Here is a 16,492-nt window from a genome sequence, read left to right on the forward strand (position 1 = left end):
GGAAAACCGTAAAAACTGCTCAAGGGACTATGCAAGCGCCAAATCTCGTCTATCGGAAATTTCAGGCTGCGAGAGACGCGGCCCAAGGGTTCAAAGGTCAGTGGCAGCAATTCTCAAAGCGGTTCATTGATTGTCTTGAGCAGACCCAAAAGGCGGGGCAGGTGAAGGCGGACTTTCTCCAGCAATGCAAAGCTGACATTGCAGCACTTCACTCAAGTTTAGAGGAGGCGTTACAGGCACTCAACGCAAGGCTAGACAGCCCCCTACTCACCCTTGCCACCACCGGTACGACTAGCAGCGGCAAAAGTACCCTTGTCAACTTCCTCTGTGGTGCTGAACTTGTCCCTGTTGCCGTCAGTGAAATGAGCGCCGGCACCGTTACCCTTGAGGATGGCGACGTCCCCTCCCTGACCATTGAAGCCACACCGGGGGCCCTTTGGGAATGCGGCACTTGGGAAAACATTAGTGCAGCCACCATCTATGACAAGCTAGAGGAGGCAATGGTACAGTACCTAGACACCAAGGACACAAACCCTTCCCTAGCGCCCCCCAAAGCCAACATCACCTACCCCATCCAGTTTCTGCGGCAGCATCGGCACCAGTTGGGCCTGCCCTTTGGGACTCGTGTTCAGCTCCTTGACCTGCCCGGCTTTGCCTATGTGGGGGATGAGCGGAATGCCCAGATTATCCGTGAGCAATGTCGGCAGGCGCTATGCCTTGTCACCTACAACAGCGCTGAAACGGACGCCAAGAAAACCGAACAACTCCTTGAGGAAGTGGTGATCCAAGTCAAAAACCTAGGGGGGTCACCGGCACGGATGCTCTTTGTCCTCAATCGCATTGATGTGTTTCAGGAGGATAGAGACCCCCAGAAGTCGGAGCAGCGCTTTGTGAGCAAGACCGTTGGCCAGATCAAAGCTAAGCTTAAAGAGAAGTTGCCGGAGCATGAGGAGGCCATTGAGACGCTGAAGGTGCTGAAGCTGAGTGCCCGGGCGGCTTTGTATAGTCAACTCATCCAGCAAAGCGTAGGGGAAGAACGGGCAAAGATTTGTGAGCGGGCGGAGGAACAGCACAAAGCGTTAATTGGCGAAGACCTTTTAGAAGAGTTGCCCCGTAATCCAGCGAAATGGACTGATCACGATTGCCAGCGGGTGGCAGAGAGTCTGTGGGCAAATTCCTATGGTCAAGAACTCTTTAAGGAACTGGTTGAGCAAATTCAACAGCATTTTGCCGAGCTCGTCATTCCCCAAATTGTGGTGGACTTCAACAAGGGTGCAGCAAATAAGGTTCTAGAGTGGTGTACCCAAGAGGTCGATGCCATCTGCAACAGTATAGAAGAGAAGTATCGCCAAGAGTGTGAGAGGCTAGAGGAGACTGGGGTTCAACTTTCAGAGAAACTACAACAAGCGGGGAAAAACCTGAAGGTACCTTTTGAGGAGATGAAAGAGCTCATTACCAGCCATTCACCCATTACCAACCATTCGATTGTGTTATTAGAATCTATTATGTTCGAATTTATTGGAAATAAAGAACAAACTGAGTGCGAACCCGAAGTTGATGATAATGATGATGATGAGTGGTCGGATAAAATACGGCAATGGCGCGATAAAATACAGCAATGGCATAGTCAGGTTGATGATGAGTGGAGGGATAAAATAAAGCTAGATGATGAAATATTACCTCTGATATACACTTGGAGACGTGAAGTATTCATCTCAATTGAGCAACTACTAGAGCAAGTTTACCTTTCTATACAAGGTGGCAAGGTCGATTTTTCAGCGGATGTGAACCTTAAGCAGTTGCCACCCCCTGACCAGAAATACGTGCAGGAACTTGAGGAAACATTAAGAGAGTTCATTGAATTCATCAAGGCTATAGGTTATAACTGTGCAGACGTTGCTAAACAAGGAATGACCATTCGGCAAGAGACCCAGGGAGATTTCAAAATTATCTACTTTCAGTCCATCATCAAAAATATCCAAAAGCGTCTTAGTGAGGTTATTGAAGTTCTTGTCAAAAGTGTTCTAGCTCGTGAGCAGGGTCCTATTTACGACGTCGTGAGCCTCTTATTTAGAAACCATTTAGAATACCTACAGGAGAGTGCTCAGAGGATTGCCCCAGAGCTTGGGATTCAGTTCCCGATGAGTACTTTAAGTCAAGTTCAGAAAGAACTCAATTGGGACATCTCCCTAGAAAAAGCCTTTTCTCCAGAAGCAAAAGAGGCGACATGGACCGCTATTGAAACAAGGAAAACAAGACCTTGGTGGCTGCTCCGGTTGATTGAAATAGAAACAAAAGTAACTGTACAAAAGTCTGGCTTAGAGCTTGAAGTTCCCAGCATGGAAAAGCTCTGTGAAGACTGGATCGCTGCCTGTAAAGAGCGGGTGGAGGAGTACTTAGTGCCCGCATATCTTGATTGGTTTATAGAGCAAACCGATTTGCTCACAGAACAAGCGAATGAATATCAGCAAGCGGTACTAGAGCGCTATCGCTCTAAATTAAGCGAATGCCGCCAAGCGCTCAGCATAGATTATGAAACCCGCAAGCAGTTTTGGGAGCCAATGCGCACAAGTGTGGCTGAGCTAGAACAAGAGCGACCTTCTTGGGATAAGATTAAGCAGTCTGAAAATGCTGGAGTAACGTCCATTGATCTAAACGCTGAAACTAGCTCAGTATAGGAAATACTCGTTAATCAAAAGTGGCAGGAGGATTATTACATGTCAAAAGAAACAAGACAAGAAACAACAATAAAATTTCCTGCGTTGGGTATAGAGTTGCTTAAGTTCGATGGACAAAAAGTGGAGTTTTTCGGGAAAGAAGTTCTTAAGTTCGATGGACAAAAAGTAGAAGTTTTGGGGGGAGAAGTTCTTAAGTTCGATGGACAAAAAGTGGAAGTTTTCAGGCAAGAAGTTCTTAAGTTCAATGAAGATGATTGTCTAACTAGACCTCTGCCTGATCCATCAGGCAACTGCGATCTTCAGACTCCCAGGGAATCGGAAGAGCAGAGCCATCAGCCAGAACCAGTTAGAGTTCAGGCTTCTATTGCTTTAATTCTCCAAGCAAAGTATGCACCTTCTCTTAAGGAAAAGGATGTCATTCAACTAAATGACCTTTTAAGATACATTGACAAGGCAGCCTACTATTTGGTTGTGAGAACTCAAGAGATAGATAACATCGAGAAAAATTTATCTCTTGGGGAATTGGATGATAAGGCATATGAACAAGATATTTACCTGCGCATAGACATCCATCCAGCAATTCCTGAGGAAATATGCAATGCAAAGAGTAAGCTAGCCATCACATCCTTCCTTCAAAAGCATAGAAATGAATTGGAATTTAAGAATTTTAAGAATTTTAAGGTGTCCCCTTTGAAGTTACGCCTGAGTAGCAGAGGCTTAGAACAATTCAGGTCTTAACAGCTAGTGGCTAGTGGTAGCGCTATGGCATCGCCCCTGGGGAGACTGCAGAAACTAGACCTGGCCGCCCTGAGCACTAAACAACAATCTATATCTTTGTCGCAAAACTTATAGGATAAGGAAAACCGCAAAAACTGCTCAAGGGACTATGCAAGCGCCAAATCTCGTCTATCGGAAATTTCAGGCTGCGAGAGACGCGGCCCAAGGGTTCAAAGGTCAGTGGCAGCAATTCTCAAAGCGGTTCATTGATTGCCTTGAGCAGACCCAAAAGGCGGGGCAGGTGAAGGCGGACTTTCTCCAGCAATGCAAAGCTGACATTGCAGCACTTCACTCAAGTTTAGAAGAGGCGTTACAGGCACTCAACGCAAGGCTAGACAGCCCCCTACTCACCCTTGCCACCACCGGTACGACTAGCAGCGGCAAAAGTACCCTTGTCAACTTCCTCTGTGGTGCTGAACTTGTCCCTGTTGCCGTCAGTGAAATGAGCGCCGGCACCGTTACCCTTGAGGATGGCGACGTCCCCTCCCTGACCATTGAAGCTACACCGGGGGCCCTTTGGGAATGCGGCACTTGGGAAAACATTAGTGCAGCCACCATCTATGACAAGCTAGAGGAGGCAATGGTACAGTACCTAGACACCAAGGACACAAACCCTTCCCTAGCGCCCCCCAAAGCCAACATCACCTACCCCATCCAGTTTCTGCGGCAGCATCGGCACCAGTTGGGCCTGCCCTTTGGGACTCGTGTTCAGCTCCTTGACCTGCCCGGCTTTGCCTATGTGGGGGATGAGCGGAATGCCCAGATTATCCGTGAGCAATGTCGGCAGGCGCTATGCCTTGTCACCTACAACAGCGCTGAAACGGACGCCAAGAAAACCGAACAACTCCTTGAGGAAGTGGTGATCCAAGTCAAAAACCTAGGGGGGTCACCGGCACGGATGCTCTTTGTCCTCAATCGCATTGATGTGTTTCAGGAGGATAGAGACCCCCAGAAGTCGGAGCAGCGCTTTGTGAGCAAGACCGTTGGCCAGATCAAAGCTAAGCTTAAAGAGAAGTTGCCGGAGCATGAGGAGGCCATTGAGACGCTGAAGGTGCTGAAGCTGAGTGCCCGGGCGGCTTTGTATAGTCAACTCATCCAGCAAAGCGTAGGGGAAGAACGGGCAAAGATTTGTGAGCGGGCGGAGGAACAGCACAAAGCGTTAATTGGCGAAGACCTTTTAGAAGAGTTGCCCCGTAATCCAGCGAAATGGACTGATCACGATTGCCAGCGGGTGGCAGAGAGTCTGTGGGCAAATTCCTATGGTCAAGAACTCTTTAAGGAACTGGTTGAGCAAATTCAACAGCATTTTGCCGAGCTCGTCATTCCCCAAATTGTGGTGGACTTCAACAAGGGTGCAGCAAATAAGGTTCTAGAGTGGTGTACCCAAGAGGTCGATGCCATCTGCAACAGTATAGAAGAGAAGTATCGCCAAGAGTGTGAGAGGCTAGAGGAGACTGGGGTTCAACTTTCAGAGAAACTACAACAAGCGGGGAAAAACCTGAAGGTACCTTTTGAGGAGATGAAAGAGCTCATTACCAGCCATTCACCCATTACCAACCATTCGATTGTGTTATTAGAATCTATTATGTTCGAATTTATTGGAAATAAAGAACAAACTGAGTGCGAACCCGAAGTTGATGATAATGATGATGATGAGTGGTCGGATAAAATACGGCAATGGCGCGATAAAATACAGCAATGGCATAGTCAGGTTGATGATGAGTGGAGGGATAAAATAAAGCTAGATGATGAAATATTACCTCTGATATACACTTGGAGACGTGAAGTATTCATCTCAATTGAGCAACTACTAGAGCAAGTTTACCTTTCTATACAAGGTGGCAAGGTCGATTTTTCAGCGGATGTGAACCTTAAGCAGTTGCCACCCCCTGACCAGAAATACGTGCAGGAACTTGAGGAAACATTAAGAGAGTTCATTGAATTCATCAAGGCTATAGGTTATAACTGTGCAGACGTTGCTAAACAAGGAATGACCATTCGGCAAGAGACCCAGGGAGATTTCAAAATTATCTACTTTCAGTCCATCATCAAAAATATCCAAAAGCGTCTTAGTGAGGTTATTGAAGTTCTTGTCAAAAGTGTTCTAGCTCGTGAGCAGGGTCCTATTTACGACGTCGTGAGCCTCTTATTTAGAAACCATTTAGAATACCTACAGGAGAGTGCTCAGAGGATTGCCCCAGAGCTTGGGATTCAGTTCCCGATGAGTACTTTAAGTCAAGTTCAGAAAGAACTCAATTGGGACATTTTCGTAGAAAAAGCCTTTTCTCCAAAAAAGGCGACATGGACCACTACTGAAAGAAGGAAAGCAGGACCTCGGTCGCTGCTCTGCTTGATTGAAATAGAAACAAAAGTAAATGTAAAAAAGTCTGGTTTCGTGCTTGAAGTTCCCAGCATGGTAAAGCTCTGTGAAGACTGGAGCGCTGCCTGTAAAGAGTGGGTGGATGAGTACTTAGTGCCCGCATATCTTGATTGGCTTCTAGAGCAAACCGATTTACTCACAGAAAAAGCGAATGAATATCAGCAAGCGGTACTAGAGCGCTATCGCTCTAAATTAAGCGAATGCCACCAAGCGCTGAGCATAGATTATGAAACCCACAAGCAGTTTTGGGAGCTAATGCGCACAAGTGTGGCCGAGCTAGAACAAGCCCGACCTTCTTGGGATAAGATTAAGTAGTCTGAAAATGCTGGAGTAATCTCCGTTGATCTAAACGCTGAAACTAGCTCAGTATAGGACATACTCATTAATCAAAAGTGGCAGGAGGATTATTACATGTTAAAAGAAACAAGACAAGAAACAATAATAGAAATTCCTTGGTCGCTTCTTGAGTTCGGTGGAGAAAAAATTCTTTTTGGTTTGGGTTTTTTGGTTCTTTTGATTTTGGTTTTTTGGGTTTTTTGGAGAGCGTTGCTTAACAGCAATCCTCAGACTCCCAGGAAATCGGAAGAGCAGAGCTATAAGCCAGAACCATTTAAAGTTAACGCTTCTATTGCTTTAATTCTCCAAGCAAAGGATGCACCTTCTCTTAAGGAAAAGGACACCATTGAACTAAATGAACTTTTAGAATACATTGACAAGGCAGCCTACTATTTGGTTGCGACAACTCAAGAGATAGATAACATCGAGAAAAATTTATCTCTTGGGAAATTGGATCATAAGGCATATGAACAAGATATTTACCTGCGCATAGATATTTACCTGCGCATAGACATCCCTCCAGCAATTCCTGAGGAAATATGCAATGCAAAGACTAAGCTAGCCATCAAATCCTTCCTTCGAAAGCATGGAAATGAATTGCAATTTGAGGTGTCCCGTTTGGCGTTACGCCTGAGTAGCAGAGGCTTAGAAAACCTCAGGTCTTAACAGCTAGTGGCTAGGCGCTGAATCTGGCCAGGTTGCCACACGCAACTGCCTTTGGCTGATCCCTGGCAAAGGGAATGGGGTACCCTAAGAAAGGCTTTGCACATTGAACGAGGAACACAGCCCGAATGACCCTTGAGTTTCGCGCAGCTCAGCATCTGAGCCATGAGCTTTTTGCTGCCTTAAAGCCGGGGGAAGCGCTCTTTGTTGAAATTGCCAGTGAATCCAGCCAGTTTATTCGCTTTAATCGGGCGCGGGTACGTCAAATTGGCACGGTAGAGGATACACAGGTCACCCTGCGGTTGCAACTGCAGCAACGGACGGCGAGCACTTCCTTTCCCTATAGGGGAACGGCGGATTTGGCGGCGGCCCTAGAGTATTTGGCGCAATTGCGCTCAGAAACGGTTCAGCTCCCTGTGGATCCCTACTTAGTGCCACCAACGGATACGGGCTCTATTCAAGACACCTACCTTGGCCGCCTACCTGATCCTGACTCGGTTGTAGAAACCATCCTCAAACCTGTGCAAGACCTTGATTTTGTCGGCATTTATAGTGGCGGCACCATCGCTCGCGGTAGCTTTAACTCCGCAGGCCAGGAGCATTGGTTTGCCACGGAAACCTTTTGCTTAGATTATTCCCTCTTTACAGACACGGGCAAAGCCGTCAAAAATAGCTACGCCAGTACCCATTGGGACACTGCCACCTACGAAACCCAAATTGCCAGCGATCGCCAGCAGTTAGCCCAGTTGGCACAGCCGCCACGCCAGTTGCCGCCAGGACGCTATCGCACCTACTTTGCCCCCGCTGCTGTCGCTGAACTCGTGGGGATGCTCTCCTGGGGCGCCGTCAGTGAGGCCGCCTATCGTCAAGGGGGCAGTGCCCTCGCCAAGTTACGGGAAGGGGTGACTCTATCTCCCCTTTTCAGTTTGCAGGAGGACTTTACCAGCGGCACGGTGCCCCGCTTCAATAGCGATGGCGATATTGCTCCTCCCTACCTCTCTTTAATTGAGCGCGGCCAATTGCAAACGCTGCTCATTAGTCGGCGCACAGCTCAGGAATACAACCTTGTGGCCAATGGTGCCAACCGGCAAGAAAGCTTGCGATCGCCCCTCGTGCTGGCCGGTACTCTGCCAGCGGTGGATGTGCTTGCTGCCCTCGATACGGGGCTGTACGTCGGCAATTTGCACTACCTCAACTGGAGCGATCGTCCCAATGGACGCATAACGGGCATGACCCGCTACGCCTGTTTTTGGGTAGAGCAGGGCAAAATCGTTGGCCCCATTAGCGATCTGCGGTTTGATGACAGTTTGTATGACTTTTGGGGCAACAACCTAGAAGCCTTGACCGACACCCCCATGTGGATCGCCAACACCGATACCTACGAACGCCGCTCCCTTGGGGGCATTACGGTGCCGGGGATGCTAGTCAAGGCCTTTCAGTTTACGCTCTAGGTTACTCCCAAGTTACTCAGCTAAGTTAGTCGGCGGTGGCCAGTTCAGTGCTGCCCCGCTGTTTGCGACGAGTCAGCGTATTAAAGAGCAACTGCCCAATGGCCCTGATCAGGTTGCCCTCCAGTTCCTGGAAGATCTTCATGTTCATGCCAAAGGCGGCATTGGCCTCATCCACAATCCGGTCTGCCGTGGCCTCATCCACCGGCAGTTCATCGAGGCGTTGGCGATAGAGTTGCTTAAAGGCCTTTTCGTCACTAATGGACTCAAACCGATAAAACGCTGTGCCTTCGCCATCCTGCAAATTCATCGCCCGCTCAGCAATCCCCTTGAGGATTTGGCCGCCCGAAAGATCCCCTAGGTAGCGGGTGTAGGAGTGCGCCACCAACAGTTCCGGGGCAGTATTGGCCACCTCATGGATGCGGGCAACATAGGCCTGCGTCGCTGGCGAAGGGGGAATTTCCTCGCGCCAATTGGAACCAAAGTAATAGGTGAGATCTCGCTCAAGGCTACTTTTGCGGTTCAGCTCCGGAAAGTAAATTTTGCCAACAATGGGATGATCTTTGAGCCGCTCCATCTCCTGTTCCATGGCGCTGTAAACGTGATAGAGGCTGGCAACGAGCTTGCGGTAGGAGCTTTTTTCTACGGTGCCTTTGAGGAAGCAGCGCACAAAGCCAACGTTCTCGGCCATGGTATGGGCTTTTTTGGTGCCTTCGCGCAATTTCGTCGCTAGAGACGTTGTCATCACAGGATCCTTCTTGAAATTTTGCAACGTTTTATTTCTAAAAGTGACTGTTAGTGCAGTCTATCTTTCAGGCTAAGGGCAAATGACACCCTTTTTCATTAAAAATCATTAAGGCGATCGCGGGCCGCAGCCAGGGCCTGGCGCACCTGATCAAACCCTGTCCCACCATAGCTATTGCGGGCAGCCACCACTTGGCGGGGGGCAATCCGTTGATAAATATCCGGCCCAAAGGCGGGATGCAGGGCTTGCCATTCCTCAAGGGTGAGGTCTTTGAGGAGCTTCTGCTGAGCAACACAGGTTTTCACCACTTGCCCCACCAAGTTATAGGCCTCGCGGAAGGGCACCCCTTTGCTGGCCAAGTAGTCGGCCACATCCGTAGCATTGGCAAAATCACTCTCCACCGCCGCTGCCAAGCGTTGGGTTTGAAACACCAGCCCCTCGGCCATCAGGATCGTCATTGCCTCTAGGCAGGCACGCACCGTATCGACGGCATCGAAAAGGGCTTCTTTATCCTCTTGGAGATCCTTGTTATAGGCCAAGGGTAGCCCCTTCATCATCACCAAGAGGGCCTGCAAGTGGCCAAAGACGCGGCCGCTTTTCCCCCGCACCAATTCCGGCACATCGGGATTTTTCTTTTGGGGCATGATACTAGAGCCGGTGGCACAGGTATCGGTGAGCTGCACAAAGGCAAACTCCTCAGAGGCCCAGAGAATAATCTCCTCCGAGAGCCGCGATAGATGCACCATGATCAAGCTAGCGGCACAGAGAAATTCAATGACAAAATCGCGATCGCTGACGGCATCGAGGCTATTGCGATAGGGTTCCCGAAAGCCCAACAATTCCGCTGTGTAGTGGCGATCGATGGGGAACGTTGTGCCCGCCAGGGCCCCAGCCCCTAAGGGAGAGATATTCACCCGCTCGCGAATTTGCCGCAGTCGCTCAATGTCCCGCTGCGCCATTTCCACATAGGCGAGGAGATGGTGAGCCAAGCTCAGGGGTTGTGCCCGTTGCAGGTGGGTGTAACCAGGGATGAGGGTTTCTACATGGGATTGCGCCAGATCCAGCAGGGTGCGCTGCCACTGCCGCAGTTGTTGAAGAATGTGATCAATTTCGGAGCGTAAATAGAGGCGCACATCGGTGCCTACCTGATCGTTGCGCGATCGCGCCGTGTGCAGTTTCTTACCCACCTCCCCCACCAATTCTGTGAGGCGGCGTTCAACGGCAAAGTGAACATCCTCCGCCTCAATGCCGGGGGTAAACTGACCGGCACGGTATTCTTGGCGAATTTGCTCTAGGCCTTGGATCAGTGTTTCTGCTTCCTCTGGGCTAATGATCCCTGTTTTTGCCAGCATGCGGGCATGGGCCTGGGAGCCGCTGAGATCGTATTCAATGAGGCGAATGTCAAAACCAATACTGGCGTTAAAGCGGGCGATCGCCGGATGGAGGGCCTGTTCAAAGCGCTGGCTCCAAGGCTGAGGTGGGGCACTCACGGGCAGTTCTCAGGGCTAAAAGTTCAGGAGCTTGCCAAAGATCCAGCCAATGGCCAAACCAATAATCAGTGCCCACAGTTGACCCGAATCGACAAAGTTTGCCCACGCCTTAGAAACGTCTTCCCCCAACGTGTCTTTGAATTTTTGGGCCACGATAATTTGCGGCTCAATCGTCACTTGGCTAGCAATAAGGTAGTTCGATCCAGGATTCATAGCCATTGGCGAAAACGCAACTCAAATTTATCCTAGCGGAGGCGGGGGCGATCGCCAACTGGTATGCCAACACTGAGGCGGAGGGACAGCCTTTTGCAACCATTCAAGAGAAATAGTCAAGAAGAATAGAGCGATCGCGCCCCTGTTTTTTGGCCTGATCAACAGCAGCATCAGCAATGGCAAGGATCTCAGTTAAGGTGCTCTGACGTTCCCCGGCAGTGACAAAGTATGACCCAGCACTAACTGTGATGTAGCGATGGTAGGCCGTGTCTCCTTGGCGGATTTTCAGTTCCCGCATGTGATGGGCCATCCGTTTAACGATTTGTTGAGCCGCCCCAAACATCATAGGGGAGTACAAGGGCAAACTCCTCACCCCCATAACGGGCAATGACATCGTTGCAGCAATGGACCCTAAGGGTTTGAGGCACCAAGTGTAGGGCGCGATCGCCCGCCAAATGTTTGTCAAATGTTTGTCACAGTTGAGCCGCCGGTCTTGGCAGCCTCTACACCCAAAACCCGACGACTGTTCTCTACCTTAGGGCCCAATTTGTTAGGGCCAAATTTGTCAATGTATTGCCCCCCTGCGGCAATGGGATTCTGTGCTTAGTGGTCACAGACGCCTGATTGAGGGCCTGTCGTTGACCCGTCAAGAACCGTGGGAGGAGGAAATTCGGCAACTGGTACGGACAACGACCTTCGTCCAAAACGCTTTATGAACTCTTCTCGCTGGGTGAGAGGAGTCCCATTGCTTGGAGTTCTTGGGTGAGGCGCTGGGCCTCCGCTGGATTTTGATCCCGCAGCAGGGCAATGGCTTGACGTAGTTTGGCAAGGCCAGCACTGACCTGTCCTAGACGCAGCAGCAGTGCCCCCTGATTTTGATAGGCTAAGGCACAGGTTGGATCCAACCTTTGCAGGCGATCGTAGGTGGCCAGGGCATGGCCCCAGCGTTTTAATTGCTTTTGGGCTTCCGCCAGCCGCAGATAGGTAGCAAGATGCATCACCTCAGGGGTGGGCGTCCCTAGGGCCATTTCATAGGCGGCAATTGCCGCTTGCCACTCCCCGCGCTCAGCGTAGAGATTCCCTTGCTGATAGTAAAGTTCCTGGGCGATCGCTGGCGGAAGGGTATCAGTCTTTAACCCCTCTTCTAAACACCGCTGAGCCTGCTCCCAGTTGCCCCTGGCCAGATATACACCGGCTAATTTACTCCACAGGTAGGCGTCCTCAGGGTGCTGCTCAAGGTGGCGACGCATAATGCGCTCAGCCCGTTCCTGCTTTTGCTGCCGCTGGTCGCCCAGATAGCCCCTGTGGACAATGGCAACACCACTGACATGACCAATTTGCCAATGGGGTTCCCGCTGTTGGAGCGCCAAAACGCTGTCATCAATGGTTTCGTGGTAGGGCCGCTGAAAGGAGATGGCCGGATGACGGCGAAAGAGCCGCGCTACGGGCGTATAGGGGGGAATAACACCCAGTTCCTGCCGCAGCAAGATGACCACCAGCCAGTTGGGGTGCTGGCAAATTTGAGGCAGCAAAGCAGCAAAGGCAGGGGTGAGGGTTTCATCAGCATCGAGAACTAAGACCCACTCAGTGGTCACATACCCTAGAGCAACATTGCGGGCAGCGGCAAAATCATCTTGCCAAGGAATTTCATAGACCCGTGCCCCCCAATCGCGGGCGATCGCCACCGTTTCATCCTGCGACCCCGTATCCACAATCACCGCTTCATCAACAACGCCGGCAACACTGGCTAGGCACTGGGGTAAGCGTGTCGCCTCATCCCGCACAATCATGCAGAGGGTAATGGCCATAGACCCTAGGCAAAGTTACCAATGAGCTTTACTTCTGGGTGCAACCACACCGCCCAGCGATCGGCCACAGCAGTTTGCACATAGCGGATCAGATGATAAACATCCATGGCCGTTGCACCGCCACAGTTGAGGATAAAGTTGGCGTGTTTTTCCGAAACTTGGGCATGGCCAATCTGGTAGCCCTTCAGGCCCGTTTGCTCAATGAGCCACCCCGCAGTCCACCCTTGGGGATTGCGGAAGACACTGCCACAGTTGGGGAAACCGTAGGGCTGCGTCCGCAGGCGATCGCTCAGATGTTTTTGGGTCTCTGCTTTCACTTGGGCGGGATCATGGCCGGGTTCCAACTGCCATGTGGCCTGCAGTACCAAGCGCTGCGTCTCCTGAAGATTTGATGTGCGGTAGGCATAGCCCAACTCCCGTGCCGCCACCACTGCCAACGTGCCATCGGGTTCTAAAATCACCGCTGACACCAGCCGCTGCGCTGTACAGCTGCCATGGGCACCGGCATTCATCACCACTGCTCCTCCGACGGTGCCGGGGATGCCAACAACCCACTCCAGACCGCGCCAGCCGAGTTTGGCGGTATGGTGAGCCAACTTCGGCAAGGGATAGCCTGCACCCACCGTGAGTTGTCCCGTCTCTAGATCAGTTGTGAGATAGCGCAGATGCTTCGTGGAGATCACCAGCCCCGGCACACCGCGATCGCTCACCAACAGATTAGATCCTGCCCCCAAAACCGTAATCGGCAGTCCCTCCTCCTGTGCCCAAATATAGGCCGCTTGCAGTTCAGGAATGGTACGCGGTTCCACCAACCACTCCGCACAGCCCCCCACATTCAGGGTCGTGAACTTCGCAAGGGAGACTTGCCGTTGTAGGGGGCACTGGGTTTGGGGCAAGCAGGCCAGGGTCATAGGGCGATCGCCTCAGTGAGGGAAGAGACACTGAATTGTTCCTGATCCGCCATAACAGAGGGAATCAGTTGATTGAGGTTGCCAGCCCCAAGGAAGATGACCAAGTCCCCCGGCTGCAGCAGATGCGCCAAGCGAGTTTGCACCGCTTCAAGGGTGGGGCAGTAATCCACTGAAGCATGGTACTGACGGGCACAGGTGGCAACATCGGCACCACTAATTGTGCCGGGATCGGGTTCGCCGGCACTATAGATATCCGTAAAGATCACGTGATCCGCTGCGGTGAAGCACTGACCAAAGGCCTTGAGCAAGGTTTGGGTACGGCTATAGCGGTGGGGTTGAAACACCGCCACGATTCGTTGCCAAGGGGTTTGAGTACCCACTTGGAGGCGGGCTGCCTCTAGGGTAGCCATAATTTCACTGGGATGGTGGGCATAGTCATCAATGAAGCGAATGCCATTCACCTGTCCCCGTTCTTCAAAGCGGCGGCGGGCACCGCGAAACTCTAAAAGGGCAGCAGCAATGGTGGCAAAGTCAATGCCGAGATAGCGTCCCACGGCAATCACTGCCAGGGCATTTTGCAGGTTGTGGGCACCCAAAACATTCAGTTGCAAAATTCCAAGGGACGTGCCCCGCTCCCAAACCCGCGCCGTTGTGCCCTCAGCGGTGTATTGAATATGATCTACACAGTAGTCCACCGCTGCTTGCCGTTGCAGGCTATAGGTCAACAGGCGGGGATGATGCAGGCGATCGCGGATATTCGGACAATCGGCACAAGCAATAACAATCTCTGCTTGATCCGCAAACTGCTGAAACGTGGCCACCACCTCTTCAAGGGAATTGTAGTGATCGGGGTGGTCAAGTTCGATATTCGTAATAACGCCAATATGGGGATGGAATTTGCGCAGAGAGCCATCGGACTCATCGGCTTCAGCCACCAGGTAACGACTTTGACCCACACGGGCATTGCCCTGCCATGCCGCCACTTCACCCCCGACAATAATTGTTGGATCCAGCCCAGCCTGTAACAGCAAATAGGCAATCATACTGCTGGTGGTTGTCTTACCGTGGGTACCGGCAACGGCAATACTTTGGCTGCGGTGCATCAGTGCCGCGAGTACATCGGAACGGTGAAAGATTGGACAGCCTAAGTGTTGAGCCGCTAGATATTCAGGGTTATCGCTGCGAATGGCGCTGGAGCAAATGACCTGAGGCAGTGGAGTAAAGGGATACCTTTCAAGGTTAGCAGCACTCTGGCCAATAAAAATCTGCACGCCTAACTCAGCCAGTTGCTCGGTCAAACGATTGGGACGCAAATCGGATCCAGACACCCTCAAGCCCTTTTTGGCCAGAATGTAGGCAAGGGCTGACATCCCAATACCGCCAATGCCAATGAAGTGGAATGGACGCTCGTTAAACTCCATCACTGGCCGATTTGCCACAAGCAACTCCTTTACTCCGCCAAAAGAAAATTTTTAGAAGCAAAATAATAGTATCGATAGACTCAAGTCAATGAATTGAATATTAGCTTAGGGATGGACTAGGTATAAATTCTTAGGCTCATCATAGCAGGTTACCTTGAAGCTCCATGGGCTAATACTGGCAGATCTGGGGTGAATATGTCACCTTGAGCGAAAAAAATTTTTTGCAGGCAGTTTATTGACCATAGCTCAGCCTAGGGTTGATTCCAGCAGTGGATCAGGAGTTCGACAAAGAATAAACTCTGGCAGAGATAAATTCAGCGGGGTGTAAGGTAGAAGGTTGATACCGCCTTGTCGGTGTGCCGTTATCTTGCTGAGGACTGGGAATGCTGACGAACTTGCTAGCTTGGAGTATGGCGATCGCCAGTTTAGGCTTGTATCTGTTGGGCTTCTTCCTGCCGGAACTGTACCGTAGGTTTGATCTGGTGGCCAGTGGCGCGGGATTGTTCTTTGCTTTGACCCTGTGGATCTATGGCGATCGCATTGGCGGTGGCTTGCTCCTAGGAACAACAGCCGCAGTGGCTTTAATCCTTTGGTTTGGCGGGCAGACCCTCAGCTATCGCTGGCAACTCACCCACCCCGGCGATCGCACCGATACCCAAAAGGCCCAAGCTCTCTGGCAAAGGGTGAAGTCTCTCCTGCCTGAAGCCGCCCTCGCCAAAGTCAGTGAGCTACTGAAGGGCCTGGTGAGTCCTGTGGCCAGTCGCTTCCAAAAGCAGCCCGATCGCCCCCAGCCCGCCGTGGATATCCCGCCACCGCCGATGGATACTGGCAACATCAAAGAAGATCTGTGGACAGCAAGCACCCCCAGTCCCGTTGCTGAACAACCCACCCCAGCCACTGAGGAAGCTGCCGCAGTCCCAGCAGAATCTGCCGAACCTGAACCAACGGCCAGCCCAACTGCAGACACACCAGCTGATCACGAAGGGGGTGCCGAAATGACTGCCCCAGAAGAGTCAAACGTTGAAACGCTACAGCCACCAACGGCTACGACCCCGGAAGAGCCGGAACCAGGAACGGTTACGGCTTCAGAAGAAGCTTCAGAAGAAGCGGTGACCCCCTCGGAAGCGCCAGCCGCTCCTGAAACAGGGGTTGAGGCTCCAGAAGCCACAGTGACCGCCACAGCACCAGCGGAACCCGCATCTCCTGAAACAGTCGTCAATGCTCCAGAACCCACGGCAACCCCTGAGCCAGGGGCAGAACCGCTTTTGGCCTCTGAACCTGCTCCCGCTGCTCAACCCGCAGAAACGATGCCTCCAGTTCCAGAATCGCGCACCTCTGCTGCCGATCTCCTAGGGGAGATTCCTGAAAATAGTGATGTTGAGGACGAGGCAATGGCAGCGGAGATAACCATTGAAAATCCAGAACCTGTTCCCCCTCAGGACAGTGACTGGCCCCCTCCCGAAGCTCGTCTGTAACATCTCATTGCGGGTACAGGGCCGGACTAATCCCGGCAAAAGTTAATAAAGTCAGGAATTCATAACTTTTGCGGCTTTTATTTTCTCTGAAGCAAGCCTTAATAGAACCTTAATTTTCCCCTCACTTTCCCCAAAAATTCCCCAATT

The 16,492-nt window shown here is 51.3% G+C and carries 14 protein-coding genes; 6 read left to right on the top strand and 8 right to left on the bottom strand.

From position 1 onward, the window contains the following. Positions 1-29 precede the first annotated feature (29 nt). The 5 genes from TLL_RS01845 (at position 30) to TLL_RS01865 (ending at position 8,285) form a co-directional block, all read left to right on the top strand. Positions 30-2,678, top strand: coding sequence for a dynamin family protein (locus tag TLL_RS01845; RefSeq protein WP_011056216.1), 2,649 nt, complete (start codon positions 30-32; stop codon positions 2,676-2,678). Positions 2,679-2,717: 39 nt separating this feature from the next. Continuing rightward, positions 2,718-3,416, top strand: coding sequence for a hypothetical protein (locus TLL_RS01850; RefSeq protein WP_164920677.1), 699 nt, complete (start codon positions 2,718-2,720; stop codon positions 3,414-3,416). A 148-nt stretch (positions 3,417-3,564) separates the two neighbouring features. Next, positions 3,565-6,150: a dynamin family protein gene (locus tag TLL_RS01855; protein ID WP_011056217.1), complete on the top strand. Its 2,586-nt coding sequence runs from the start codon at positions 3,565-3,567 to the stop codon at positions 6,148-6,150. A 96-nt stretch (positions 6,151-6,246) separates the two neighbouring features. Next, the gene (locus TLL_RS01860; protein ID WP_011056218.1) at positions 6,247-6,837 is read left to right on the top strand and encodes a hypothetical protein; all 591 of its coding nucleotides are present in this window, start codon (positions 6,247-6,249) and stop codon (positions 6,835-6,837) included. 125 nt (positions 6,838-6,962) lie between these two features. Next, complete coding sequence (locus TLL_RS01865) at positions 6,963-8,285, top strand: TldD/PmbA family protein (protein WP_011056219.1); 1,323 nt, start codon at positions 6,963-6,965, stop codon at positions 8,283-8,285. Positions 8,286-8,310: 25 nt separating this feature from the next. Here the strand turns inward: TLL_RS01865 and TLL_RS01870 are convergent, their stop codons facing one another. From TLL_RS01870 to murC, 8 genes are all read right to left on the bottom strand, one after another. Beyond that, entirely contained in the window at positions 8,311-9,027 is a 717-nt protein-coding gene (locus TLL_RS01870) for a heme oxygenase (biliverdin-producing) (protein ID WP_164920678.1), read from the bottom strand. Between the two features lie 98 nt (positions 9,028-9,125). Further along, positions 9,126-10,517 carry an argininosuccinate lyase gene (argH, locus tag TLL_RS01875; protein ID WP_011056221.1) on the bottom strand — a complete coding sequence of 464 codons (1,392 nt, stop codon included), beginning with the start codon at positions 10,515-10,517 and terminating at the stop codon, positions 9,126-9,128. A gap of 15 nt (positions 10,518-10,532) precedes the next feature. After that, the gene (locus tag TLL_RS01880) at positions 10,533-10,730 is read right to left on the bottom strand and encodes a hypothetical protein (RefSeq protein WP_231833802.1); all 198 of its coding nucleotides are present in this window, start codon (positions 10,728-10,730) and stop codon (positions 10,533-10,535) included. 103 nt (positions 10,731-10,833) lie between these two features. After that, a complete protein-coding gene (locus TLL_RS01885; RefSeq protein WP_164920679.1) occupies positions 10,834-11,088 on the bottom strand; it encodes a diguanylate cyclase domain-containing protein in 255 nt (84 codons plus the stop codon). Further along, positions 11,045-11,158 carry a hypothetical protein gene (locus tag TLL_RS13235; RefSeq protein ID WP_231833850.1) on the bottom strand — a complete coding sequence of 38 codons (114 nt, stop codon included), beginning with the start codon at positions 11,156-11,158 and terminating at the stop codon, positions 11,045-11,047. The genes TLL_RS01885 and TLL_RS13235 overlap by 44 nt, the downstream gene beginning before the upstream one ends. Positions 11,159-11,440: 282 nt before the next feature. Continuing rightward, positions 11,441-12,538, bottom strand: coding sequence for a tetratricopeptide repeat-containing glycosyltransferase family 2 protein (locus TLL_RS01895; protein WP_011056224.1), 1,098 nt, complete (start codon positions 12,536-12,538; stop codon positions 11,441-11,443). A 5-nt stretch (positions 12,539-12,543) separates the two neighbouring features. Beyond that, on the bottom strand, positions 12,544-13,449 hold the full coding sequence (murB, locus tag TLL_RS01900) for a UDP-N-acetylmuramate dehydrogenase (RefSeq protein ID WP_011056225.1): 906 nt from the start codon (positions 13,447-13,449) through the stop codon (positions 12,544-12,546). Continuing rightward, entirely contained in the window at positions 13,446-14,870 is a 1,425-nt protein-coding gene (murC, locus tag TLL_RS01905) for a UDP-N-acetylmuramate--L-alanine ligase (RefSeq protein WP_165442190.1), read from the bottom strand. The genes murB and murC overlap by 4 nt, the downstream gene beginning before the upstream one ends. 383 nt (positions 14,871-15,253) lie before the next feature. On the opposite strand from murC, the gene TLL_RS01910 reads away from it, so the two are divergent. Beyond that, on the top strand, positions 15,254-16,345 hold the full coding sequence (locus tag TLL_RS01910; RefSeq protein WP_011056227.1) for a Ycf66 family protein: 1,092 nt from the start codon (positions 15,254-15,256) through the stop codon (positions 16,343-16,345). Positions 16,346-16,492 lie beyond the last annotated feature (147 nt).

The sequence above is a fragment of the Thermosynechococcus vestitus BP-1 genome, assembly GCF_000011345.1.
GTDB classification, from domain to species: Bacteria; Cyanobacteriota; Cyanobacteriia; order Thermosynechococcales; family Thermosynechococcaceae; genus Thermosynechococcus; species Thermosynechococcus vestitus.